The organism is Streptomyces sp. P1-3, assembly GCF_050613155.1.
Classification (GTDB): Bacteria; Actinomycetota; Actinomycetes; order Streptomycetales; family Streptomycetaceae; genus Streptomyces.
On record NZ_CP192512.1, the window covers coordinates 3,424,236 to 3,446,476 of the forward strand.

Below are 22,241 nucleotides of genomic sequence, written 5' to 3' on the forward strand. Positions count from 1 at the left end.
ACCGCCGAGCCCGCCGAGGGGGCCCGGGGGTGCTAGGCGACGCGCTCGACCTCATGCCGGCGCACCGGCCCGTCCGACAGTTCCGCGCAGGAGTCGGGCCCGGTCGGCTTGTCCCGGCGCCACAGCCGCGGCAGGGCCAGCGAGACGAAGCCCTCGGCCTGCATCGCCGCCAGGCCGATCCGCGGCAGATCGCGGGTGGTGCGGAAGACCACGAAGCGCGGCTCCCAGCGCGGCTGGAACTTGGCGTTGAACTTGTACAGCGACTCGATCTGGAACCAGCGCGAGAGGAACACCAGCAGTCCGCGCCAGCCGCGCAGCACCGGCCCCGCGCCCAGCTTCTCGCCGCGCGCCAGCGCCGACCGGAACATCGCGAAGTTCAGCGACACCCGCTGGACGCCCAGCCCGGCGGCGGCCTGGAGGGAGGCGACGATCAGCAGCTCGTTCATGCCGGGGTCGGCGCTGCGGTCGCGGCGCATCAGCTCCAGGGATATGCCGTCCTTGCCCCACGGCACGAAGTGCTGCATGGCCTTGAGGTCCCCGTACGGGCTCGGCGCCTCGCCCTCCTCCGGGGCCTTGTGCGCGGTCGCGATCACGGCGTCGCCGTCGTGGTCCGCGTCGATCCGGCCCAGCGCCATCGAGAAGCCGCGCTCGGTCTCGGTGTCCCGCCAGGCGTTCGCGGCCTGCTGGATGCGCGCCAGCTCCTCCGGGTCGAGGTCGCGGACCCGCCGCACCCGGGTCTCGTAGCCGTTGCGCTCGATGCGCTTGACCATCTGCCGTACGTTGCGCATCGACCGCCCGGTGAGGGTGAAGTCCGGCACGTCGACGATCGCCTCGTCGCCCAGCTCCAGCGCGTCCAGACCGGTCTCGCGGGTCCACACGTGGCCGCCGGTCTCGCTGCACCCCATGACCGCGGGGGTCCAGGAGTGCCTGCGGGCCTCCTCCATGAAGCGCTCGATGGCGCCCGGCCACGCCTCCACGTCGCCGATCGGGTCGCCGCTGGCCAGCATCACGCCGGAGACGACGCGGTAGCAGACGGCGGCCTTGCCGCTCGGGGAGAAGACGACGGCCTTGTCGTGCCGGAGCGCGAAGTAGCCGAGGGAGTCCCGGCCGCCGTGCTGGACGAGCAGCTCCCGCAGCCGGTCCTCGTCCTCCTGGGTGAGCCGGGCCACCGGGTTCGCGGGGCGGAAGGCCAGGTAGGCGGTGGTGGCCACGGTCAGCAGGCCGAGCGCGCCGAGCGAGTAGCCGACGGTGTAGTCCACGCGGTCCGTGTAGTGGACGGGGCCCTCGAATCCGAACAGGCCCCACAGCACGTGCTCCAGCCGGTCCTGGAACGACGGGCTGCCGACGACCTTGTCCGGGTGGCCGTCGACGATCAGCCAGCCCAGGCCCAGGCTGACCCCGCCCAGCACCAGGAGACTGGCCAGCGCCTTCCAGCGGCTGCGCGGGTCCGGCAGGGCGAAGAACTCCTCGCGGCGCCGGATCAGCAGCGCCAGCAGCGCCAGGGAAAGCAGCGCGCCGCAGACCGAGTCCCGGTACATCAGCTGTGCGGCCGCCCCGACCGGCAGCAGCCCCACCGCGGCCACCCAGGCACGCCGCTTACGCCGCTTCAGCCCGTGCGCGAGCATCAGCAGCAGCAGGCCGACGACGATGGCGGAGGCGGCGGCCAGCGGGCTCACCGCTCCGGGCAGCACCTCGGTGAAAGTGTGGAACTTGCTGTGCCGGAAGCGTGGAAAAATGCCGGATGCAACATTGAGCAGCCCGATCAGCGTGCACGCCGTGCCGACGACCGTGGGGACGGTCTCCGGCCGCGGTCCGCGCAACAGGCGCCGCAGCCGCGGAGGAACCACCCCGGACTTTTCGCCATCTTGCATTTCAGACATTTGCTTTCCCGTCGCCCCTGTCATGAGGATCTGCGTCCCGCGGACGCGGCACCTGGACAATTTGCGCCTTCCAAGACGGCGTTCACGGGCATGGGGTTCCATCGCGCGGCACGGGGGACGACCGGCCGCCCGACAGAAAGACTGTGATGGGTCTCACCAACGCCTGGACCGTGCGGCTTGCCATGCTCCTGGCCGTACTGCTGTTCGCCGTGAGCATTTGGCTGTGGCCGAAGTTCGCCCGGCGCAGCGTACCCGCTGTGTTGGGCCGAATAGGAATCTTGGCAGTCACGCAGATAGCGGTGTTCGCCGCTGTCGCCATGTTCGCGAACCGAACGTTCGGATTTTACGGATCTTGGGGAGATCTGTTCGGCACCGAGGACACCCCCGGCGTAGTGGTGGACCACGACGCGCCCAAGAGCAAGCGGGTGCAGGTCCAGGGCACACAGAAGGTGAACGTGCCGGGCGACCAGAGTCCGACCTCCGCGGGGCGGATCGACGAGGTGACGATCCACGGCGCGAAGTCGGGGATCGCCAGCAAGGCTTACGTCTACATGCCGCCGGAGTACTTCCAGGAGGGGAACGAGAAGCGAAAGTTTCCCGCCGCCCTGGTGCTGACCGGCTACCCGGGCACCACCGAGGCTCTGATGTACGGGCTGAAGTACCCGAAGACCGCACACCAGCTGGTCAAGGACGGCAAGATGCAGCCGATGGTGCTGGTGATGATGCGCCCCACCGTCGTGCCGCCCCGGGACACCGAGTGCATGGACGTACCCGGCGGCCCGCAGACCGAGACCTACTTCACCCAGGACGTGACGCAGGCCGTCACCGCCCACTACCGGGTCGGCGACAAGGCGGAGAACTGGGGCGTCATGGGCAATTCGACCGGCGGCTACTGCGCGCTGAAGATGCCGATGCGCTACCCGAAGTCGTTCTCCGTCGGCGTCGGGCTGTCGCCCGCGTACGAGGCGCCGAAGGACGCGACGACCGGTGATCTGTTCGGCGGCAGCGCCCAGGTCCGGCGGGAGAACAACCTGATGTGGCGGCTGGACCACAAGCCCGCCCCGCCGGTGTCGCTGCTGGTCACCAGCAGCAAGCACGGCGAGAAGCTCCACAAGAAGACCGAGAAGTTCATCGACAAGGTGATCAAGCTGAACCGCCAGGGTGCGCCCACCCGCATCTCGTCGATGATCCTCGACAGCGGGGGGCACAACTTCAACACCTGGAAGCGCGAGATCCCCGGCTGCCTGGAGTGGCTGGGCGGTCGGCTCAAGGCCCCCGAGGCCGCCCCGGCTCAGCGCCCTAAGGCCTGAGGGCCCCGCCCGGGGCTCAGCGCCCGATGATCAGGCTCATGGCCTCGGAGCGGGAGGCGGGGTCACGCAGCTGGCCCCGCACCGCCGAGGTGATCGTCTTGGCGCCCGGCTTGCGTATCCCGCGCATCGACATGCACATGTGCTCGCACTCGATGACCACGATCACCCCGCGCGGCTCCAGGATCCGCACCAGCGATTCGGCGATCTGCGTGGTCAGCCGCTCCTGGACCTGGGGCCGCCGCGCGTAGACGTCGACGAGGCGGGCGAGCTTCGACAGCCCGGTGATCTTCCCGTCGTGCGACGGGATGTACCCGACGTGCGCGACACCCTGGAACGGCACCAGGTGGTGCTCGCAGGTGCTGTACACCTCGATGTCCTTGACCAGCACCATCTCGTCGTGGCCGAGGTCGAACGTCGTGGTGAGGACGTCCTCCGGCTCCTGCCACAGGCCCGCGAAGATCTCCCGGTACGCCCGGGCGACCCGCCCCGGCGTCTCCCGCAGCCCCTCGCGGTCCGGGTCCTCCCCGACCGCCAGAAGCAGCTCCCTGACCGCGTTCTCCGCCCGCTTCTCGTCGAACATGCCGATGCGGCCTTCGCCGTCCAGTGCCACGGAGTCGATCATGGAAGTGCCTCGTTCCTTTGCTTGCACATGCCCGTACACATGCGGAATGCCGCCACATGCGAAATGCCGCGTCACCAGGCTAAAACCTGGGTGACGCGGCATTCATTCCGGGGCCGTACGAGGCCCTGGGGCCCCGTACGGCTCGGTGTCAGCTGCCCTCGCCGGCGGACTCCTCCGGCCGCTCGACGGTGGCGGTCTCCTCGGCCGTGGTGCTCTTGGCCAGAGCCGGGGCCTGCGGCTGCGTGCCGTTGGCCACCGCCAGTTCCCTCGGCGAGGAGACCGGCGGGCGGGTGGAGGGCGTACGCCGCGAGGAGCCGGTCCACGCCGGGCGGGCCGGGCGCTTGACGATCGGGGCGAAGATCTCGGCGATCTCCTCCTTGTTGAGCGTCTCCTTCTCCAGCAGCGCCAGGACCAGGTTGTCCAGCACGTCGCGGTTCTCGACCAGGATCTCCCAGGCCTCGTTGTGCGCGGCCTCGATGAGCTTCTTGACTTCCTCGTCGACCAGCGCGGCGACCTCTTCGGAGTAGTCGCGCTGGTGCGCCATCTCACGGCCCAGGAACGGCTCGGAGTTGTCGGAACCGAACTTGATCGCGCCGAGCCGCTCGGTCATGCCGTACTGCGTGACCATGGCGCGGGCGGTCGCGGTCGCCTTCTCGATGTCGTTGGAGGCGCCGGTGGTCGGGTCGTGGAAGACCAGCTCCTCCGCCGCGCGGCCGCCCATCATGTAGGCGAGCTGGTCCAGCATCTCGTTGCGCGTGGTCGAGTACTTGTCCTCGTCCGGCAGGACCATGGTGTAGCCCAGGGCCCGGCCGCGGGAGAGGATCGTGACCTTGTGCACCGGGTCGCTGTTCGGAGAGGCCGCCGCGACCAGGGCGTGACCGCCCTCGTGGTACGCGGTGATCTTCTTCTCCTTGTCGCTCATGATCCGGGTCCGCTTCTGCGGGCCGGCCACGACACGGTCGATCGCCTCGTCCAGGAAGTGGTTGTCGATCAGCTTCTTGTCGCTGCGGGCCGTGAGCAGCGCGGCCTCGTTCAGCACGTTCGACAGATCGGCACCGGTGAAGCCGGGGGTGCGCCGGGCGACGGCCGAGAGGTCGACGTCCGGGGCGACCGGCTTGCCCTTCTGGTGCACCTTGAGGATCTCCAGGCGGCCCTGCATGTCCGGGCGGTCGACGGCGATCTGCCGGTCGAAGCGGCCGGGGCGCAGCAGCGCCGGGTCCAGGATGTCCGGGCGGTTGGTGGCGGCGATCAGGATGACGCCGCCCTTGACGTCGAAGCCGTCCATCTCGACCAGCAGCTGGTTCAGCGTCTGCTCGCGCTCATCGTGACCGCCGCCCATGCCGGCGCCGCGGTGGCGGCCGACGGCGTCGATCTCGTCCACGAAGACGATCGCCGGGGCGTTCGCCTTGGCCTGCTCGAACAGGTCGCGGACCCGGGAGGCGCCGACACCGACGAACATCTCGACGAAGTCGGAACCGGAGATCGAGTAGAACGGCACGCCCGCCTCACCCGCGACGGCGCGCGCGAGCAGGGTCTTGCCCGTACCGGGCGGGCCGTACAGCAGCACACCCTTGGGGATCTTGGCGCCCACGGCCTGGAACTTCGCCGGCTCCTGGAGGAACTCCTTGATCTCCTGGAGCTCCTCGACGGCCTCGTCCGACCCGGCCACATCGGCGAAGGTCGTCTTCGGCGTGTCCTTGGTGATCAGCTTGGCCTTGGACTTGCCGAAGTTCATGACCCGGGAGCCGCCGCCCTGCATCTGGTTCATCAGGAACAGGAAGACGACCACGATCAGCACGAACGGCAGCAGCGTGAGCAGGATGCTGACAAACGGATTCTGCTTCGAGACCGAGACGTCGTACCCGTCGGGAAGCTGGCCCTTCTCGGCGTTGGCCTGGAGGGTCTTGGCGATGTCCACCCCGTAGTCACCGATGTAGGTGGCCTGGAGCTTGTCGCTGCCCGAGATCTTCTCGGCGTTGTCCTTGAGCTTGATCTTGATCTTGCGCTCGTCGCCAGTGGTGATCTCGGCCGACTTGACCCGGTTCTTGTCGATCGCCTCGACGACCTGGCTGGTGTCCACCGACTTGTAGCCGCCGGACGAGCCGACGACCTGCATCAACACGACCACGGCGAGGACGGCCAGCACGATCCACATGACCGGCCCACGGAAGTAGCGCTTCACGTCCATCCATACGGGGCGGAGCCGCCCCGTCCCTCCTGCCACAGTGAGGCACGGCAACCTGTTCGAACGCTTCCGATGGCTGCCTGTGCGTGCGGTGTCTTACTCGGCCTGAAAAAGACTGACCTTCGGACGGTACCCCAGCATTGTCACTCGACGCCGCTGTGGACGGTTAACAAAACCGTCCTCCCATGCTCCAACGGCGGAAACCCCCGGGAGGTTCCCGCACGGTACCGGGCTCCGGTACCGGGGCCGGTACGGGGCCGTCGGTACCGGGCCGGGCGTCAGCCGCCGTAGACGTGCGGGGCCAGCGTCCCGACGAAGGGCAGGTTCCGGTACTTCTCCGCGTAGTCCAGGCCGTAGCCGACGACGAACTCGTTCGGAATGTCGAAGCCGACCCACTTGACGTCGATCGCGACCTTGGCCGCCTCCGGCTTGCGCAGCAGGGTGCACACGTTGAGGGAGGCCGGCTCCCGCGAACCCAGGTTCGACAGCAGCCAGGACAGCGTCAGGCCGGAGTCGATGATGTCCTCGACGATCAGGACGTGCCGGCCCTTGATGTCGGTGTCCAGGTCCTTGAGGATGCGCACCACGCCGGACGACTGGGTGCCCGCACCGTACGAGGACACGGCCATCCAGTCCATGGTGACGGGGGTGGACAGGGCCCGGGCGAGGTCCGCCATGACCATCACGGCGCCCTTGAGGACTCCGATGATCAGCAGGTCCTTGCCCGCATACTCCTCATCGATCCGCGCGGCCAGCTCGGCCAGCTTCGCGTCGATCTCTTCCTTGGTGATCAGGACCGACTTGAGGTCGGTGCCCATGTCCTTGTCGTCCACCCGCGCCACTCTCGTTCGTCAACCGGCTCGTCGGCTCGGGCGGGTCAGCCCTGCCGGATGACCAGTCTGCCACCCTGCCTGAGTGCCTCGACCCGGCCGGGCAGATTGATGGCCCGCTGGCCCCGCCATCCGGTCAGCAGCCGGTCCACTTCCTCCAGGTGCCGGGCGAAGAGGGAACCGGCCGGAGCGCCCGCGGCGATGGCCGTACGGCGCAGCACCCGGCGGCGGACGGCGGGCGGCAGCGCGTGCAGGGCGGCGGCGTCGAGCTGGATGCCGGCCGCCGCGTCGGCGGCGTCCGCGTCGGCGGCACGGACGTCGGCCTCGGCGCGGGCCGCCCAGGCGTCCAGCGCGTCGGCGTCGTCACGGGAGAGCTGGGCGGTGCGGGCGAGCGCTTCGACGACGCCCTTGCCCAGCGCCTTCTCCAGCATCGGCAGGGCCTCGTGCCGGACCCGGGAGCGGGTGTAGGCCGGGTCGGTGTTGTGCGGGTCGTCCCACACGGGCAGGGACTGGGCCAGGCACGCGCGGCGGGCGGTCTGGCGGTCCAGCTGGAGGAAGGGGCGGCGGTAGCGGCCGTAGGGCCCCGGCCCCTGGGAGATCGCGGGCATCCCGGACAGGGAGCGGATCCCTGAGCCGCGGGCCAGGCCGAGCAGTACCGTCTCCGCCTGGTCGTCGCGGGTGTGTCCGAGCAGCACGGCGGCGGCGCCATGGCGCTCGGCGGCGGCGTCCAGCGCCTGGTACCGGGCGTCGCGGGCGGCGGCCTCGGGGCCGCCCTCGCGGCCGACGGTCACGGCGACGGTCTCGACGGGGTCGAGCCCCAGGACCCTGAGGCGGTCCGCGACCTCGGCGGCACGCAGCTCGGACCCGGCCTGGAGGCCGTGGTCGACGGTGACAGCGCCGGCGCGGATGCCGAGCTTGGGGGCTTCGAAGGCGAGGGCGGAGGCGAGCGCCATGGAGTCGGCGCCGCCGGAGCAGGCGACGAGCACCAGCGGCGGGGCGGACCCCGCGGCGGACCCGCCATGGCCGGGCGCCAGGGCGCCGCGCGCGGCGGCGGGAGCCCGCGCCGGGCCGGGGTGCCCGACGGAGCCGCCGGGGCCGACGAGCACGTCGCGGCGATCGCCGAACACGTCGGAGTGATCGCCGAGCGCGTCGGGGCGGTCGACGAGGACGTCGTGGAGTACGCGGCGGACCGCCAGGCGTATCGCGGCGACCGCAGGATGGGGACCCATGTCCGTTTCCCATCTGTCAGATCGAGGGGGTGCCTCGGAGGGGCTGCCTCGGGGGCGTGTGACTCTTGCTTCGTCACGCTGAGTACGTCGATGGTGACAGAAGTGAGCCGTTACCCGAGCATCGCACGCCCACCCTTCCGCCACGGTCCCTCGGACGGGTGATACCGGGGGCGTTCATCTGCCATGGCGGGTGCCGGGCTTACGACTCTGCCGTACGGTGCACCCGCGCAACCCAATCGGCGGGTTTGCCGATCTCCGCCTTGGTCGGGAGGGTGTTCGGCGAGGTCCATACCCGGTTGAAACCGTCCATACCGACCTGGTCCACGACAGCTCGCACGAACCGTTCTCCATCACGGTACTGCCGCAGCTTCGCGTCCAGTCCCAGCAGCCGGCGCAGCGCGAGGTCCAGGCGGCCCGCGCCGCTCGCCCGCCGCTTCTGGAACTTCTCCCGGATCTCCGCCACCGAGGGCACGACCGCCGGGCCGACCCCGTCCATCACGTAGTCCGCGTGCCCCTCCAGCAGGGACATCACAGCGGTGAGCCGGGCGAGGATCTCGCGCTGGACGGGGGTCTGGACCAGCTCCACGATGCTGCGCCCGCGCTCCTGCTCGTCGTCGGGCCGGTTGCCGGTCAGCGACTGGGCCGCCTCGCGGAACCGTTCCAGCAGGGTCGCCGGGTCCACATCGGTCTCGGCGAGGAACGCCTGGATCTCCGACTCGACGTGGTCGCGCAGCCAGGGCACGGCGGTGAACTGCGTACGGTGCGTCTCCTCGTGCAGGCACACCCACAGCCGGAAGTCGTGCGGCTCCACGTCCAGCTCGCGCTCCACATGCACGATGTTGGGCGCCACGAGCAGCAGCCGCCCGCCGCCCGCCCCGGCGGCGGGCAGCTCGCGGGTGGGCGGGGCGAACGTCTCGTACTGGCCGAGCACCCGGGAGGCGAGGAAGGACAGCAGCATGCCCAGCTCGACGCCGGTCACCTTGCCGCCGACCGTGCCGAGCACGGCGCCGCCCGGCATGCCGTCGCGGCGCTCCTGCATCTTGCCCAGCAGCGGCCGCAGGATCTCGCGGAACCCGGCGACGTTCGCCTTGACCCAGCCGGGCCGGTCGACCACCAGCACGGGGGTGTCGGCGGCCGCGCCGGAGGGAGCCATCCGGGTGAAGGCGCGGACGTGCTCCTCGGACGACTTCGCGTGCCGCCGCAGCTCGGCGACGACGGCCCGGGCCTCGTCCCGGCTCACCTCCGGCCCTGGCCGCACGAGCCGGGTCGCGGTCGCCACCGCAAGATTCCAGTCGACCATCTCGACACCACCGATGCTCGTCATGGGTTCACGGTACGTGCCGCGGAGGCCCTTTCGGGCGCGGTGGCACAGGGTTGCCCTCTGTCGCCGCGTGCGCGCCGCCGCGCGCCGGGGGCGCCCCCCGACCCGCCACCGGCCCCAGGGAGCGAAGCCCCTCAGCGGCAGCCGCAGTTGGCGACCGCCGAGGCGAGGCGGTCCAGAGCGCGCTGGGCGCCCAGCGCGTCCGTCGTCCCCGTGGTCATGAACGCGAACACCAGCAGGCGGCCGTCGGCGTCCACGACCGAGCCCGCCAGCGTGTTGACGCCCGTCAGGGTGCCGGTCTTGGCGCGCACCACGCCGCGCCCCGCCGCGTCCTGCGCGTACCGGCCGCGCAACGTACCGGTGAAGCCCGCGACCGGCAGCCCGGTGATCACCGGGCGCAGCTCGGGGTGCTCACCGCTCGCGGCCCGTACGAGCACCTGCGAGAGGAGCCCGGCGGACACCTGGTCGGCCCGGTCCAGGCCGCTGCCGTCCGCGATCTTCGCCCCGGCGACCGGTACGCCGAGCTTCTTCAGCCGGTCGGTGACGGCCCGCGCGGCGCCCGTGAAGCTCGCGGGCCGGTGGGCGGCGAGCGCGGTGTGCCGGGCGAGCGCCTCGGCGATGTCGTTGTCGCTGGTGGTCAGCATCCGCTCGACCAGCGCGGACAACGGCTGGGAGCGGACGGTGGCGAGGGCGTCGGCGCCCTTGGGGGCCTTGGCCCCGCGCGGCTCGCCCTTGATCGCGACGCCCCGGTCCCGCAGCATCGCCGCGAACGTGCGCGCGGCGTCGGCGGCCGGGTCGCCACTGCGCGGGGCCGGGCCGTGGTCGCTGTCGTCGAGGCGCCCCTCGTCGGCCATCAGGGGGGTTACGGGCGAGATGTTCTCGTTGGGCCCGATCGGGTGGTGGGCGGGGCCCGAGTACAGCGAGGTGTCGAAGCCGAGCGCCACCCGGCGCGTACCGCGCTTCTTCAGCGCGCGAGCCGTGTCGTCGGCGAGCTCGCGCAGGCTGGCAGGGTGGTCGCCGCCCTGGACGGCGCGGGCGGTGAGCGTCGGGTCGCCGCCGCCGACCAGGATGACGCGCTCCTTGCCGCCGTCTGCGACGCGGGTGCTGAGCCGGTGCTCCGGGCCCAGCGCCGAGAGCGCCGCGGCCCCGGTGGCCAGCTTGACGACCGAGGCGGGGGTGGCCCCGGTGCCCGCGCCGGCGCCGTAGACCTGACGGCCGGTGGCCGCGTCGACGACGGACGCGGTACGCACCGGGCCCAGGGCCTGGTCGTCCAGCAGCGGTTCGAGCGCGTCGGCCAGGCCGGACGCGGTGGGCGGCGGCACCGCGTCCTCACCGGTGCCCGGGGTCCCGGAGCCGGTGGGCGCGCCGAGCGCCGCCAGGACGGGGGCGGCGGTCCCGGGCCCGGGACCGGCGCGGTGCGCGGCCCCCGGGTGCCGTTCCTGGGCCGCGCGGGCGCGCTCGGCCGTACGCTGACCGGAGTCCCACGGCCCGGCGGCCGCCACGGAGCCGGCCGCGACCGCGAGCCCGACCGCGGCCGCCAGCGCGGTGAGCCGCCATGTCTCACGCTGTGCTCGGGTGGCTGCGCGCCACCGCGCTCGGGTGGCGTCGCGCCACCGCCTGACCTGCCACGATCTGGCCTCAGGCACCTAGGACCAGCCCCTTTCGCCACCACACACCTGCGTGGGGGACACTTAATCACCAGACGTATGTGTTGATCATGGAGGAGCCTCCCGTGGAGTTCGACGTCACCATCGAGATTCCGAAGGGTTCGCGGAACAAGTACGAGGTGGATCACGAGACGGGCCGCATCCGCCTTGACCGTCGACTCTTCACCTCGACCAGCTACCCCGCGGACTACGGCTTCGTCGAGAACACCCTCGGCGAGGACGGCGACCCGCTGGACGCGCTCGTGATTCTCGACGAGCCGACTTTCCCGGGCTGCCTGATCAAGTGCCGGGCGATCGGCATGTTCCGGATGACCGACGAGGCGGGCGGCGACGACAAGCTGCTGTGCGTGCCGGCGTCCGACCCGCGCGTGGAGCACCTGCGTGACATCCACCACGTTTCGGAGTTCGACCGCCTGGAGATCCAGCACTTCTTCGAGGTCTACAAGGACCTGGAGCCGGGCAAGTCGGTCGAGGGTGCGAACTGGGTCGGCCGCGCCGAGGCCGAGGCCGAGGTGGAGGCGTCGATCAAGCGCCTGGAGGCGGCCGGCGGCGCCCACCACTGACGCCCGCGGCGCAGGACGTGACCGGGGCGGGGCACCACGAGGGTGCCCCGCCCCGGCGTCGTTTCCGCACTTCCGCTCCGCGCGGACAACATCTACCCGTATGGGCGGCGCCGGAACGGCGGTCGGGTGAGCGACCGGACGGGGAGGCTCAGAAGCCGCGGGTGCGCTTCGCCGCGCGGCGGGTCGCCGCCTGCGGAGCCTTGATGACCAGCCGCGCCACCTCGCTCCCCAGGTTCACCCCGATCGCGATCGCGAGCGCCAGTGCCGCCGCCTGCGTCAGGTGGGCGATCCCCCGGTCCATGTCGTTCTTGGCCAGCGACAGCAGTCCGAAGTACGTGGCACTACCGGGCAGCAGCGGCCCGATGGCCGCCGTGACGTACGGCAGCGCGGACGCGTACCGGTACCGGGACAGCAGCTGGCCGAACAGGCCGACGAGGCCCGCCGCGACCGCCGTGGCGGCCACCGCCGGCACCTCCGCCGTATCGTGCAGCGCCCCGTACGTCACCCAGGCGACCCCGCCGTTGAGCGTCGCGTAGAGCACGGTGTGACGTTCCTGCTGGAGCAGGACGCAGAACGCCAGGGCCAGCGCCATCGCGGAGAGCGTCTGGATGACCGGGCGTTCCACGTGCCGCAGCGCCACCTCGGGGTTGAGCTTGGCACCGAGCTGCAGGCCGCCGTAGAGCACGGTCAGCACACCGCAGACGATGCCGACGATCAGATAGCCGACCTCCAGCAGCCGGGCGGCGGCGGTGATGTAGTAGCCGGTCAGCCCGTCCTGGACGCCCGCGACCAGCGCCCGCCCGGGGATCAGGGCGAACAGCCCACCGGTGATCACCGCGGACCCCTGGAGCCCGGCGTCCGCGAGGCTGAGCGCGACCCCCATCGCGGCGGGCGGCATCGCGGCCACCACGAACTGGTAGAACTCCGGCAGCCCGCGTCCCGAGGCCAGCCACGCCAGCCGGTCGCCGAGCATCGCGCCGACCGCCGCCGCGAAGAACACCGGCCAGTCGCCGCCGACCAGCAGGCTCGCCGCGCCCGCCAGCACGCCGGCCGCCACGGTGAGCGCCCAGCCGGGGTACGGGTGGCGGTTGCGGCGGATCAGGGCGAGCCGTCCGTACGCCTCCTCCAGCGTCACGTCCTGCGAGGAGATGTCGTGGACGAGCTGGTACACGGCGGACAGCCGGTTGTAGTCGGTGCCCCGGCGCCGCACCGTACGGCTGGCGGTCACCGGGTCGTCCACCAGCGAGGGCTGGTACGACACCGACAGCAGGGTGAAGGTGACGGTGGGCTCGTAGCGGGCCAGCCCGTAGGCGTGCGCCACGCCGAACATCGCCGCCTCGACGTCCTCCGCGTTCTCCCCGCCCGCCAGCAGCAGCTCGCCGATGCGCAGGGTCATGTCGAGGACGCGCGGGACGGCCGGGCCCACCTCGCCGTACCGGTCGATGCGCTCCGGCGCCGGGCGCTCCCCGATCGGCATGCGCAGCATCGTGCGCATCCGGTCCTGCCACGGCGCTTCCTTGATCAGGCTGACCGTCGATATGCCGTTCGCGGGTGTGAACACCGGGAGGGGGCCGCTGTCCGTGGCGGCCCCGCCGGTGGTGACGCCGGGCGGCGGGACGAACGCCGAGCCCTCGGCTTCGTGCGAGGGCTCGGCGCTCAGGCCCTCCGGGACGGCGAACTCGGACGTCGGGTGCTCGTCCTCGGGCGGCGCCGGCAGCGGCACGCCGAGCGGCGGGGTGAAAGCGCTGTGGGCCTCGTCCGACTGCGGCTTACGGTCTTCCGGAGCCTCTGACTCCGGGGCTCCCCCAGCACGGCTGCTGGGGGAGGAGCCCACGTTGCGCTGCCGATCGGTCACCGCTCACTCCTCGAAAATGGCCTCCCGCTGTGTCACAGCAACCATGCACGATCCATGGCGGCCGTGGCCAAGGCAAGCCCGTCTCGGGACGCGGTCGTCACGCGTGCCGGGACGTCACCGCTTGGCGTGGCGGCCCCGCCCGGCCGGCGGCTGCGGCGGCTGCGGGCCCCGCGGCGCACTGCCCTCGGCAGCGACCGGGCCCCCGGCCACCGCGGCCTTCTTCGCCTGGCCGCGGGCCCGCAGGAACTCGATCACGATCGGGATCACCGACAGCAGCACGATGCCGATGAGCATCGCCTCGATGTTCTCGCGGACGACCTTGCTCTTGCCGAGCCAGGCGCCGAGCAGCGTGACGCCCGCGCCCCACACGACGCCGCCGACCACGTTGAAGGTGATGAAGGAGCGGTAGTTCATCCGGCTCACGCCCGCGATGATCGGCGTGAACGTACGGACGATGGGCACGAAGCGCGCCAGGACCAGGGACTTCGGCCCGTACTTCTCGAAGAACTCGTGGGCCTTCTCGACGTTCTCCTGCTTGAAGAACTTGGAGTCGGGCCGCCGGAACAGCGCCGGGCCGACCTTCCGGCCGAAGAGATACCCCACCTGGTCGCCGATGATCGCCGCCACGACGATGCCGACGCACATGAGCCACAGGTCCTGCTTGATCACCGAGGTGGTGACCAGCAGCCCGGTGGTGAACAGCAGCGCGTCACCCGGCAGGAAGAAGCCGATGAGCAGCCCCGACTCGGCGAAGACGATGGCCATCACGCCCCACGGGCCGAAGGTGTCGATCAGCTGGTTCGGCTCCAGCCAGCTGGGTCCGAGCGCGAGAGTGGTCACGGGTGACAGGCTCCTGGGTCGAGGGGTGCAGGCTCTGTGCGAGGCCCGGCCGCAGGTGAGTGGACGGACATGAGTGCAGTGTGCCGACCAAAGCTATCAACGCCCCGTGCGGACGCTTGGTTCCAGCTGGCTCCTGGAACCAGGCGCCCGCACGCCCCCGCCCCCCGGCTTCCCCCGACCGCCGCAGGTGGCGGATGGCCTACACGTGGCGGACCGCGTTGGCCAGGATCGCCTCCCGCAGGTAGGCCGCGAGCCCCGGCCTGACCGCCTCGAAGGTGGCGGTGAACCGCGGATCCGCGGTGAACATCTCGGCGAGCCCGGTGTGGATCTCGTAGGTGCACTCGTAGTGGTGGCGGCAGATCTGCTGCCGGTGCTCCTCCGCCAGCTCCATGGCCGCCTCCGACTCCGGCTCCGCCCCGGACGCCATCAGCGCCGCGATCCGGCGGGTCCAGTCGTCGGACTCATCCTTGATCCGCAGCCAGTCCTCCTTGGTGTACGCGGCGGCCCTGCGCTGGGACTCGCGGTAGGCCTCCGTATCGCCCCAGCGGCGCTCGACCTCCTCCGCGTACTGCTCGGGGTCGTGGTCGCCGAAGACCTCGAACCTCTCCTCCGGCGTGAGGTTGATGCCCATCTTCCGTGCCTCCATGGCGTGTTCGACGGCGGCGGCCATCTTCTGGAGCGACTCGATCCGCGCGGTCAGCAGATGATGCTGGCGCCGCAGGTGCTCCTGCGGGTCCACGTCGGGGTCGTCCAGGAGCGCCGCCACCTCTTCGAGCGAAAAGCCGAGCTCCCGGTAGAACAAGATCCGCTGCAGGCGGTCCAGATCGGCGTCGTCGTACCGCCGGTGCCCGGCGCGGCTGCGCGCCCCCGGCCGCAGCAGGCCGATCTCGTCGTAGTGATGCAGCGTCCGCACCGTGACGCCCGCGAAGTCCGCGACCTGTCCCACGGAGTAGCTCATGCTGGTCCGCTCCTTTCCCGGTACGCGTTCCACCGTGCTTCCTCACGCCGCGTGAGGTGCAAGTCCATATCGCGGAAATCGCTGTGCCGCCGCGGAACGCCGCTGGCATCCTGCGGCGCATGCTGGGGATAACCGATCTCTCGACGTATCTGGCGGGACTCGCCCTGATCATCCTGCTGCCGGGGCCGAACTCGCTGTACGTGGTGTCGGTCGCGGCCCGCCGCGGACCCCGTGCGGCCTACGGTGCCGCCTGCGGCGTGCTGTGCGGCGACGCGGCGCTGATGGCGCTGTCGGCGGGCGGGGTGGCGTCGCTGCTGACCGCGAGCCCGGTGCTGTTCTCGGTGGTGAAGTTCGCGGGCGCGGGCTATCTGACGTGGCTCGCGGTGGGGATGCTGCGCGGGGCGTGGTCCCTGTGGCGCCGCCGGGGCGCGCGGCCGGCGGCGGACGCGAGCGGCCGGGCGGAGCGGGCCGGGGGCGGCGAGGAGAGCGGCGAGGCCGCCGAGGCCAAGGAGACGGTGGAGCGTCCGTTCCGCCGCGCGCTGGTGGTCAGCCTGCTCAACCCCAAGGCGATCCTGTTCTTCATCTCCTTCTTCGTGCAGTTCGTCGACCCGGAGTACGCGCATCCGGCGCTGTCGTTCGTGGTGCTGGGCGCCTGGGCGCAGCTGTTCAGCTTCACGTACCTGACGATCCTGATCTTCAGCGGCTCGTTCCTCGCGGCGACCTTCCGGCGGCGCAAGCGGCTGACGGCGACGCTCTCGGCGGCAGCGGGTACGGCCTTCCTGGGCTTCGCGGCGAAGTTGTCGCTCAGCAGCGCGGGCTGACGGCGCGGCGCGACCGGTACGGCCGATACGACCCGCACGTCGCACAACACGGGCCTTATGCACGTTATGCCCGTATTGTCGCGGCATGTCACTGCACAAGTGCGGCGGTCCGGCCGGAGCGCGCGATCTGTCCGTCAACCCGCTCTACGGCACGGCCGATCCGGTCGGCGGCCTGTCCGGCCCGCTGCCCCGCCACCGGCTCCCCGACGGGCCGATGCCGCCGTCGGCGGCGTACCGCTGCGTCCACGACGAACTGATGCTCGACGGCAACGCGCGGCTGAACCTCGCCACCTTCGTCACCACGTGGATGGAGCCGGAGGCGGGCGTGCTGATGGCCGAGTGCCGCGACAAGAACATGATCGACAAGGACGAGTACCCGCGCACCGCCGAACTGGAGCGGCGCTGCGCCGCGATGCTCGCCGACCTGTGGCACGCGCCGGACCCCGACGCGGCCGTCGGCTGCTCCACCACCGGGTCCAGCGAGGCCTGCATGCTCGCCGGCATGGCGTTCAAACGCCGCTGGGCGCGCAAGAACACCGACCGCTATCCGGCCACCGCCCGGCCCAATCTCGTGATGGGCGTGAACGTCCAGGTCTGCTGGGAGAAGTTCTGCGCCTTCTGGGAGGTCGAGGCCCGGCAGGTGCCCATGGACGGCGAGCGCTTCCACCTCGATCCGCAGGCCGCCGCCGAGCTGTGCGACGAGAACACCATCGGCGTCGTCACCGTCCTGGGCTCCACCTTCGACGGGTCCTACGAGCCGGTCGCCGCGGTGTGCGCGGCGCTGGACGCGCTCCAGGAGCGCACGGGGCTCGACGTGCCCGTGCATGTCGACGGCGCCTCCGGGGCGATGGTGGCGCCGTTCCTCGACCCGGACCTCGAGTGGGACTTCCGGCTGCCGCGCGTCGCCTCCATCAACACCTCCGGGCACAAGTACGGGCTGGTCTACCCGGGGGTGGGCTGGGCCCTGTGGCGTACGGCCGCCGATCTGCCCGAGGAGCTCGTCTTCCGGGTGAACTACCTCGGCGGCGACATGCCGACCTTCGCGCTCAACTTCTCCCGGCCCGGGGCGCAGGTGGCCGCGCAGTACTACACCTTCCTGCGGCTGGGCCGCGACGGCTTCCGCGCGGTGCAGCAGGGCGCGCGGGACGTGGCGTGCTCGCTGGCGGACCGGATCGCGGCGCTGGGCGACTTCCGGCTGCTGACCCGCGGCGACCAACTCCCGGTCTTCGCCTTCACGACCGCCGACGGGATCGACGCGTACGACGTGTTCGACGTCTCGCGGCGGCTGCGCGAGACGGGCTGGCTGGTGCCCGCCTACACCTTCCCGCCGCACCGGGAGGACCTGTCCGTGCTGCGGGTGGTGTGCCGCAACGGGTTCTCGGCGGACCTGGCCGAGATGTTCCTCGACGACCTGAGGCGGCTGCTGCCCGAACTGCGGCAGCAGGCGCGGCCGTCGCACGCGCCGCGCGCCACGGCTACCGCCTTCCACCACTGAGGCACCGAGGGCTCGTTCCCCACGCGGGGCGGACGGGCGCGCTCAGCCCGTCCGCAGGGTCTGGGACCGGAGGATCTCCGCCCGGCGCCGCGCCGCGTCCAGCGCGCCGGGGCGGCGGCCGGGCACCCGCGTACGCAGTTCGACCAGCGCCGGGGCCAGCGCACCGGCCCGCACCGGGTCCTGCACCTGCTGCCACTGGTGGTGCGCGCGGTCCACGGCGCCCTCGACGTCCGGGTCACCGGGCTGCTGCTGGTTGCCGAGCCGGATCCGGGCCGCGGCCATCCACAACTCGCAGGCGCGTGCGGGGTCGTCGGCGAGGCGGGCGAGATCGGCCCGTACCTCCAGCCAGTGGACCGCCTCCGGCGAACTGGGCCCTGACCCGCGCATCGCCTCCTGCTCCCAGGCGGCGGCCATGGCGGCGGCCTCGCTGTGCCGTCCGGCGCGCGCGGCTTCGAGGATCGCGGCATGCCGCCCGTCGGGCGGCTGCGGGACCGGCCGCGGCTGCGGAGGCAGCTGCTGCTGGGGCGGGTGCGGAGGCTGGGGCGGCAGAGGCGGGAACGGAGCGGCAGGAGCGGGCTCGGTGGGCGAGGCGGCCGCGGCGGACGGGCCGACTCCGGTGGGGGCGGGGTCCGGCGTGGGTTCGCGGTCCGGCGCGGACTCCCGATCCGGCACCTGCTCCCCGTCCGGCACAGGTTCGCGGTCCAGCACCTGATCCCGTTCCGGCGCGGATTCCCGGTCCGGCTCCGGGGTCTGAGCCGGACTCGGAGCCGCGTCTGACGCGCTGGCCGACGACGAAGCCGTGCCGGGCGAGGTCGCAGACGCAGACGCAGACGGTACGGCGTACGCGGCGTCCGGTGCGCTCGTCTGCGACGGGGCCGTGCGGGGTGCGGGCGCGGGCGGGACGGCGTCCGCCGCCGCGCCCGGTATCGGCCGGTCCGCGCCGTTCCCGGGCGCGGGCAGGTCCGCCCGTATACCGCCAGAACCGGAAGGAGGCACGGGCTCGGTCCCGGCCCCCGGAGGCCCGGGGGCGAAGGCCCCGGAACCGGGAAGGGGCGGGATGGGGGAACGATCCTCCCCAGGACCCGCCGGAGTCGGCCACGCCGGAGTCGGCCACGCCTCAACGCCGGGCGACGCGCCCCCGGCGGGCACCGCCTCCCCGCCGGCGAACCCCGCGTCCCCGCCCACCGGCCCCACCGCCAGCAGGAGTTCCGGGCCCGCTCCGAGGCCCGCCTCCAAGGCGGCCCGCTCGTGGAGCCGCGCGGGGTGCGGGCGTTCGGCCGCGCCCCGGAGCAGGATGGCGAGCGCCCGGCTGTAGTGCGGTGTCGCGAGCTGCCGCTTGGGGAGCACGGGCGCGATGGTCCCGTACAGCGCGAGCCCGGCGGCGAGGTGGTGCGCCGCCGCCGGACCCATTTCGGCCAGTTGCGGCCAGATCGTCTCGTCGGCCACCAGGTCGGCGATCAGGGTCGTGCCGCCCACCGGCCGCCGCCCGAGTTCGGCGGCGAGCCAGTGCCAGGGCAGCGCCGTGTACCGGGCCGTCCTGGGCGTGGTGCGGGCCAGCGCCAGGTGCGGCATCCGCTGCTTGGCGTCCAGCGTCAACTGCCCCGCGAGATAGACCAGTACCGGACCCGGGTGGGCGGCCGCGGTCCGCAGATGGGTCAGCACGGTCTGCGGGTCGGCCGGGTCCACGAGCTGGACCACGCTCGCGCCGGCCGGGGTGCCCAGCAGCACGGCGGGTGCGACGGCCGCGAGTTGGGGCAGTGCGGCCGTCGCGTCCATGACGCGCTGCTTGCCGTGCTTGTCACTGGGACCGGCGGCGATGAGCAGGGCGTAGCCGGGCTCGCCTGCCGTTCCCGCTCTGTTGATCGCCATATGAGCCACGGTATCCGGTAGTGGGCGGCGGCGCTGCGGCCTGCGCGACAGGACAGGACGTACTCGTTTCCGCCCTCCCGCACCCTCCGCCGCCCCCGCCTACCGGTCCAGCCGCCGGAACCGTCGTACGGCGAGCGGGAAGAAGACCCCGAGCAGCACGATCGGCCAGCACACGGCGAGCAGTTCCGCGTGGCGGGCGGCCCAGGAGCCGCCGTCCCAGCCGGGCGGGTTGCCGAACAGCTCGCGGGTGGCGGCGGCCGTGGCCGACATCGGGTTCCACTCGGCGACGGCGCCGAGCCAGCCCGGCATCTCCTGCGGCGAGGTGAAGGCGCTGGAGAGGAAGCCGATCGGCCAGACCAGGATCTGCACGGCCTGGACGAGTTCGGGGCTGCCCGCCACCAGGCCGAGGTAGATGCCGAGCCAGAGCATGGCGAAGCGGAGGAGAAGCAGAAGTCCGATCGCGGACACCGCGTCGGCGGGTCCGCCGTGCCAGCGCCAGCCCATCAGGAGCCCGGCGCCGACCATGACCAGCAGGCTGAGGGCGGACTGGAGCATGTCGAGGACGCTGCGCCCGACGAGCACCGCCGACGGGGCCATCGGCATCGAGCGGAAGCGGTCGACGACGCCCCTGTCGAGGTCCCGGGTGAGGGCGACCATCGTGGCTTCGAGGCCGAAGGCCATGGTGAGGGCGAGCATGCCGGGCACCAGGAAGTCCTGGTAGTCGCCGCCGCCCGGGACGGTCATGCCGCCGCCGAGGAGGTAGCCGAACATCAGCAGCATCATGACGGGGAAGAGCAGCCCGACGATCAGCTGGACCGGTTGGCGCGCCCAGTGGGCCAGGCCGCGCCGGGTCATGGTCCAGGCGTCGACGGCGGCCCAGCGCAGCCGGGAGGCGGACCCGGAACCGGAACCACCGGGGGAGCCGGAGGGAGCGGTCGGAGGGGTGACGGTCGCGATCGTCATGCGGTGGCCTGCTCCTCGTGGTGGGGGCGGGTGGAGGTGGGCGTGGGCGTGGCCGTCGGGGCCTCCCCCGCCGTACCGGTCGGCCGCTCCCCCGTCAGGTGCAGGAACACCTCGTCCAGGGTGGGGCGGCGCAGTGCGATGTCCTCGGCCTCGATGCCCGCGGCGGCGAGCGCGGTCACGGTGCCGGTGAGCGCGGCGACGCGGTCGGCGACGGGCGCGCTGACCCGGCGGTGGTCGGGATCGGTCTCGACCTCGGCGGCCCGTGCGGCCATGCCCACGACCTTCGCGGCGGCCGCCAGCCGGCCCGCGTCGCGCAGGACGACGTCGATCCGGTCGCCGCCCAGCTCCGCCTTGAGTTCGTCGGCGGTGCCGTCCGCGATGACCCGGCCCTGGTCGACCACCGAGATCCGGTCGGCGAGCTGGTCGGCCTCCTCCAGGTACTGGGTGGTGAGCAGGACGGTCGTCCCGCCGTCGGCCAGGGCCCGGACGGCGCTCCAGACCTCGGTACGGCCGCGCGGGTCGAGGCCGGTGGTCGGCTCGTCCAGGAAGAGCACCGCGGGCCGCATGATGAGGCTGGCGGCCAGGTCCAGCCGGCGCCGCATGCCGCCGCTGTACCGCTTGACGGGCTTGGCCCCGGTGTCCGCCAGCCCGAACCGCTCCAGCAGTTCCGCCGCGCGGGCCGCCGCCCGCCGCCCGCCGAGGTGGTAGAGGCGACCGAACATCTCCAGGTTCTGCCGTCCGCTCAGTTCCTCGTCGAGGGCGGCGTGCTGCCCCAGGAGCCCGATGCGGAAGCGGACCTCGTCCGGCTGCCGGGCGACGTCGAAGCCCGCTACCACGGCGCGGCCGCCGTCGGGGCGCAGCAGCGTGGACAGGATCCGTACGCAGGTGGTCTTGCCCGCGCCGTTGGGCCCGAGCAGTCCGTGCACGGCGCCGCGCGGGACGGTCAGGTCGAGTCCGGCGAGCGCGTGCTTGTCCCCGTACGTCTTCCGCAACCCCGCGACGACGATCGCCGGATCGTGATCGGTCATGCCTTCTCCTTCCCCTGGTAGTCAAACTTGACTACCAGGGGAAGGTATTCCGCGGCGAGCCACTGGTCAAACTTGATTAACGGCGTGTCCTGTCGTCGGCGAACGGGTTCTCGACGCCGTCCGGCAGCACATCCACCGAGCGCTCGCCCTCGCCCGCCATGACGTACGCCCCGGCCTCCAGCCGTTCGATCAGCCCGCGCGTCCACTCCGCGCCGCTGTCGGAGGAGTGCACCCAGAGCTTCATGATCTCGCCGATGTGGCCCCATTCCCCGGGCCCGCCGTCCGGCGGCACCCAGTGCTGGGTCACCTCGGCCCGCCACCGCTCCAGCGCGGCGACCCGCTCCTTCAGCAGCGCGATGGCCTCGGCGCGCGGCAGGTCGACGATGAAGCCGACCCCGGCCGTCAGCTCGTCGATCTTCTGGTCGTGCCGGGCCAGCGCCTGCCGCAGCAGCTGGAAGAACTCCGCCTCGCCCGCGTCGGTCAGCTCGTACTCGGTACGGGGCGGACCGCCCGCCGTACTCGGCGCGACGTCATGGGCGATCATCAGGCCCTGCTTGGCCATCTGCTTGAGCGCGTGGTAGATCGACCCGGGCTTGGCGTTGGACCACTCGTGCGCGCCCCAGAACTCCAGGTCGTTGCGGACCTGATAGCCGTGCGCCCGCCCGTGCTGGCGGACCGCGCCCAGCACCAGCAGCCGGATCGCTGACATCGTCTCCTCATTCCGCCCGATCTGCGCTGCCGCCCAGGTTAGACGGTGCCGTCTCCCCGCAACGGGCCCGGAGCCCACCGCCGCGGGGAGGCGGCA

Annotated in this window: 18 protein-coding genes; 4 read left to right on the plus strand and 14 right to left on the minus strand. The window is 72.1% G+C overall.

The genetic code is table 11. The features are described 5' to 3' along the window. Positions 1–32: 32 nt before the first annotated feature. Positions 33–1,880, minus strand: coding sequence for a phosphatidylglycerol lysyltransferase domain-containing protein (locus ACQUSR_RS14440; RefSeq protein WP_431042971.1), 1,848 nt, complete (start codon positions 1,878–1,880; stop codon positions 33–35). 146 nt (positions 1,881–2,026) lie between these two features. Between ACQUSR_RS14440 and ACQUSR_RS14445 the strand changes: the two genes are divergently transcribed. Further along, positions 2,027–3,190, plus strand: a complete 1,164-nt coding sequence (locus tag ACQUSR_RS14445; protein ID WP_431042972.1) for an alpha/beta hydrolase — start codon at positions 2,027–2,029, stop codon at positions 3,188–3,190. A 16-nt stretch (positions 3,191–3,206) separates the two neighbouring features. Here ACQUSR_RS14445 and folE read toward each other — a convergent pair whose 3' ends face one another. The 6 genes from folE to dacB form a co-directional block, all read right to left on the minus strand. Further along, entirely contained in the window at positions 3,207–3,812 is a 606-nt protein-coding gene (folE, locus tag ACQUSR_RS14450) for a GTP cyclohydrolase I FolE (protein ID WP_431042973.1), read from the minus strand. Between the two features lie 148 nt (positions 3,813–3,960). Next, entirely contained in the window at positions 3,961–6,000 is a 2,040-nt protein-coding gene (gene ftsH / locus ACQUSR_RS14455) for an ATP-dependent zinc metalloprotease FtsH (RefSeq protein WP_431042974.1), read from the minus strand. A gap of 275 nt (positions 6,001–6,275) precedes the next feature. After that, entirely contained in the window at positions 6,276–6,815 is a 540-nt protein-coding gene (gene hpt, locus ACQUSR_RS14460; RefSeq protein WP_304465688.1) for a hypoxanthine phosphoribosyltransferase, read from the minus strand. Between the two features lie 59 nt (positions 6,816–6,874). After that, positions 6,875–8,056 (minus strand): tRNA lysidine(34) synthetase TilS, encoded by a 1,182-nt coding sequence (gene tilS / locus ACQUSR_RS14465; RefSeq protein ID WP_431042975.1) that lies wholly within the window; start codon positions 8,054–8,056, stop codon positions 6,875–6,877. 199 nt (positions 8,057–8,255) lie between these two features. After that, complete coding sequence (locus tag ACQUSR_RS14470) at positions 8,256–9,380, minus strand: zinc-dependent metalloprotease (protein WP_431042976.1); 1,125 nt, start codon at positions 9,378–9,380, stop codon at positions 8,256–8,258. A 131-nt stretch (positions 9,381–9,511) separates the two neighbouring features. Continuing rightward, positions 9,512–11,023, minus strand: a complete 1,512-nt coding sequence (dacB, locus tag ACQUSR_RS14475; RefSeq protein ID WP_431042978.1) for a D-alanyl-D-alanine carboxypeptidase/D-alanyl-D-alanine endopeptidase — start codon at positions 11,021–11,023, stop codon at positions 9,512–9,514. Positions 11,024–11,109: 86 nt separating this feature from the next. On the opposite strand from dacB, the gene ACQUSR_RS14480 reads away from it, so the two are divergent. Then, on the plus strand, positions 11,110–11,607 hold the full coding sequence (locus ACQUSR_RS14480; RefSeq protein ID WP_304465687.1) for an inorganic diphosphatase: 498 nt from the start codon (positions 11,110–11,112) through the stop codon (positions 11,605–11,607). A 148-nt stretch (positions 11,608–11,755) separates the two neighbouring features. On the opposite strand, the gene ACQUSR_RS14485 is transcribed toward ACQUSR_RS14480, so the two are convergent. The 3 genes from ACQUSR_RS14485 to ACQUSR_RS14495 form a co-directional block, all read right to left on the minus strand. Further along, on the minus strand, positions 11,756–13,441 hold the full coding sequence (locus ACQUSR_RS14485; RefSeq protein ID WP_431047588.1) for a threonine/serine exporter family protein: 1,686 nt from the start codon (positions 13,439–13,441) through the stop codon (positions 11,756–11,758). 135 nt (positions 13,442–13,576) lie between these two features. After that, entirely contained in the window at positions 13,577–14,302 is a 726-nt protein-coding gene (locus ACQUSR_RS14490) for a DedA family protein (RefSeq protein WP_431042979.1), read from the minus strand. Positions 14,303–14,501: 199 nt separating this feature from the next. After that, positions 14,502–15,260, minus strand: coding sequence for a MerR family transcriptional regulator (locus tag ACQUSR_RS14495; RefSeq protein ID WP_431042980.1), 759 nt, complete (start codon positions 15,258–15,260; stop codon positions 14,502–14,504). A gap of 119 nt (positions 15,261–15,379) precedes the next feature. On the opposite strand from ACQUSR_RS14495, the gene leuE reads away from it, so the two are divergent. After that, a complete protein-coding gene (leuE, locus tag ACQUSR_RS14500) occupies positions 15,380–16,081 on the plus strand; it encodes a leucine efflux protein LeuE (RefSeq protein WP_431042981.1) in 702 nt (233 codons plus the stop codon). An 85-nt stretch (positions 16,082–16,166) separates the two neighbouring features. Further along, entirely contained in the window at positions 16,167–17,576 is a 1,410-nt protein-coding gene (locus ACQUSR_RS14505) for a glutamate decarboxylase (protein ID WP_431042982.1), read from the plus strand. Between the two features lie 42 nt (positions 17,577–17,618). Here the strand turns inward: ACQUSR_RS14505 and ACQUSR_RS14510 are convergent, their stop codons facing one another. The 4 genes from ACQUSR_RS14510 to ACQUSR_RS14525 form a co-directional block, all read right to left on the minus strand. After that, on the minus strand, positions 17,619–19,445 hold the full coding sequence (locus tag ACQUSR_RS14510) for a hypothetical protein (RefSeq protein ID WP_431042983.1): 1,827 nt from the start codon (positions 19,443–19,445) through the stop codon (positions 17,619–17,621). A gap of 99 nt (positions 19,446–19,544) precedes the next feature. Next, entirely contained in the window at positions 19,545–20,408 is an 864-nt protein-coding gene (locus ACQUSR_RS14515) for an ABC transporter permease (RefSeq protein WP_431042984.1), read from the minus strand. Further along, entirely contained in the window at positions 20,405–21,436 is a 1,032-nt protein-coding gene (locus ACQUSR_RS14520; RefSeq protein WP_431042985.1) for an ATP-binding cassette domain-containing protein, read from the minus strand. Before ACQUSR_RS14520 ends, ACQUSR_RS14515 begins: the two co-directional genes overlap by 4 nt. A 76-nt stretch (positions 21,437–21,512) precedes the next feature. After that, positions 21,513–22,145 carry a PadR family transcriptional regulator gene (locus ACQUSR_RS14525; RefSeq protein WP_431042987.1) on the minus strand — a complete coding sequence of 211 codons (633 nt, stop codon included), beginning with the start codon at positions 22,143–22,145 and terminating at the stop codon, positions 21,513–21,515. Between the last annotated feature and the right edge of the window lie 96 nt (positions 22,146–22,241).

Excerpts from the sequence above, each read along its gene's own strand:
- ACQUSR_RS14470 (WP_431042976.1), bottom strand. The coding sequence starts at position 9,380 with ATGACGAGCATCGGTGGTGTCGAGATGGTCGACTGGAATCTTGCGGTG.
- ACQUSR_RS14440 (WP_431042971.1), bottom strand. The coding sequence starts at position 1,880 with ATGTCTGAAATGCAAGATGGCGAAAAGTCCGGGGTGGTTCCTCCGCGG.
- ACQUSR_RS14520 (WP_431042985.1), bottom strand. The coding sequence starts at position 21,436 with ATGACCGATCACGATCCGGCGATCGTCGTCGCGGGGTTGCGGAAGACG.
- ACQUSR_RS14505 (WP_431042982.1), top strand. The coding sequence starts at position 16,167 with ATGTCACTGCACAAGTGCGGCGGTCCGGCCGGAGCGCGCGATCTGTCC.
- ACQUSR_RS14445 (WP_431042972.1), top strand. The coding sequence starts at position 2,027 with ATGGGTCTCACCAACGCCTGGACCGTGCGGCTTGCCATGCTCCTGGCC.
- leuE (WP_431042981.1), top strand. The coding sequence starts at position 15,380 with ATGCTGGGGATAACCGATCTCTCGACGTATCTGGCGGGACTCGCCCTG.
- tilS (WP_431042975.1), bottom strand. The coding sequence starts at position 8,056 with ATGGGTCCCCATCCTGCGGTCGCCGCGATACGCCTGGCGGTCCGCCGC.
- ftsH (WP_431042974.1), bottom strand. The coding sequence starts at position 6,000 with ATGGACGTGAAGCGCTACTTCCGTGGGCCGGTCATGTGGATCGTGCTG.
- ACQUSR_RS14515 (WP_431042984.1), bottom strand. The coding sequence starts at position 20,408 with ATGACGATCGCGACCGTCACCCCTCCGACCGCTCCCTCCGGCTCCCCC.
- folE (WP_431042973.1), bottom strand. The coding sequence starts at position 3,812 with ATGATCGACTCCGTGGCACTGGACGGCGAAGGCCGCATCGGCATGTTC.
- ACQUSR_RS14495 (WP_431042980.1), bottom strand. The coding sequence starts at position 15,260 with ATGAGCTACTCCGTGGGACAGGTCGCGGACTTCGCGGGCGTCACGGTG.
- hpt (WP_304465688.1), bottom strand. The coding sequence starts at position 6,815 with ATGGGCACCGACCTCAAGTCGGTCCTGATCACCAAGGAAGAGATCGAC.
- ACQUSR_RS14525 (WP_431042987.1), bottom strand. The coding sequence starts at position 22,145 with ATGTCAGCGATCCGGCTGCTGGTGCTGGGCGCGGTCCGCCAGCACGGG.
- ACQUSR_RS14510 (WP_431042983.1), bottom strand. The coding sequence starts at position 19,445 with ATGGCGATCAACAGAGCGGGAACGGCAGGCGAGCCCGGCTACGCCCTG.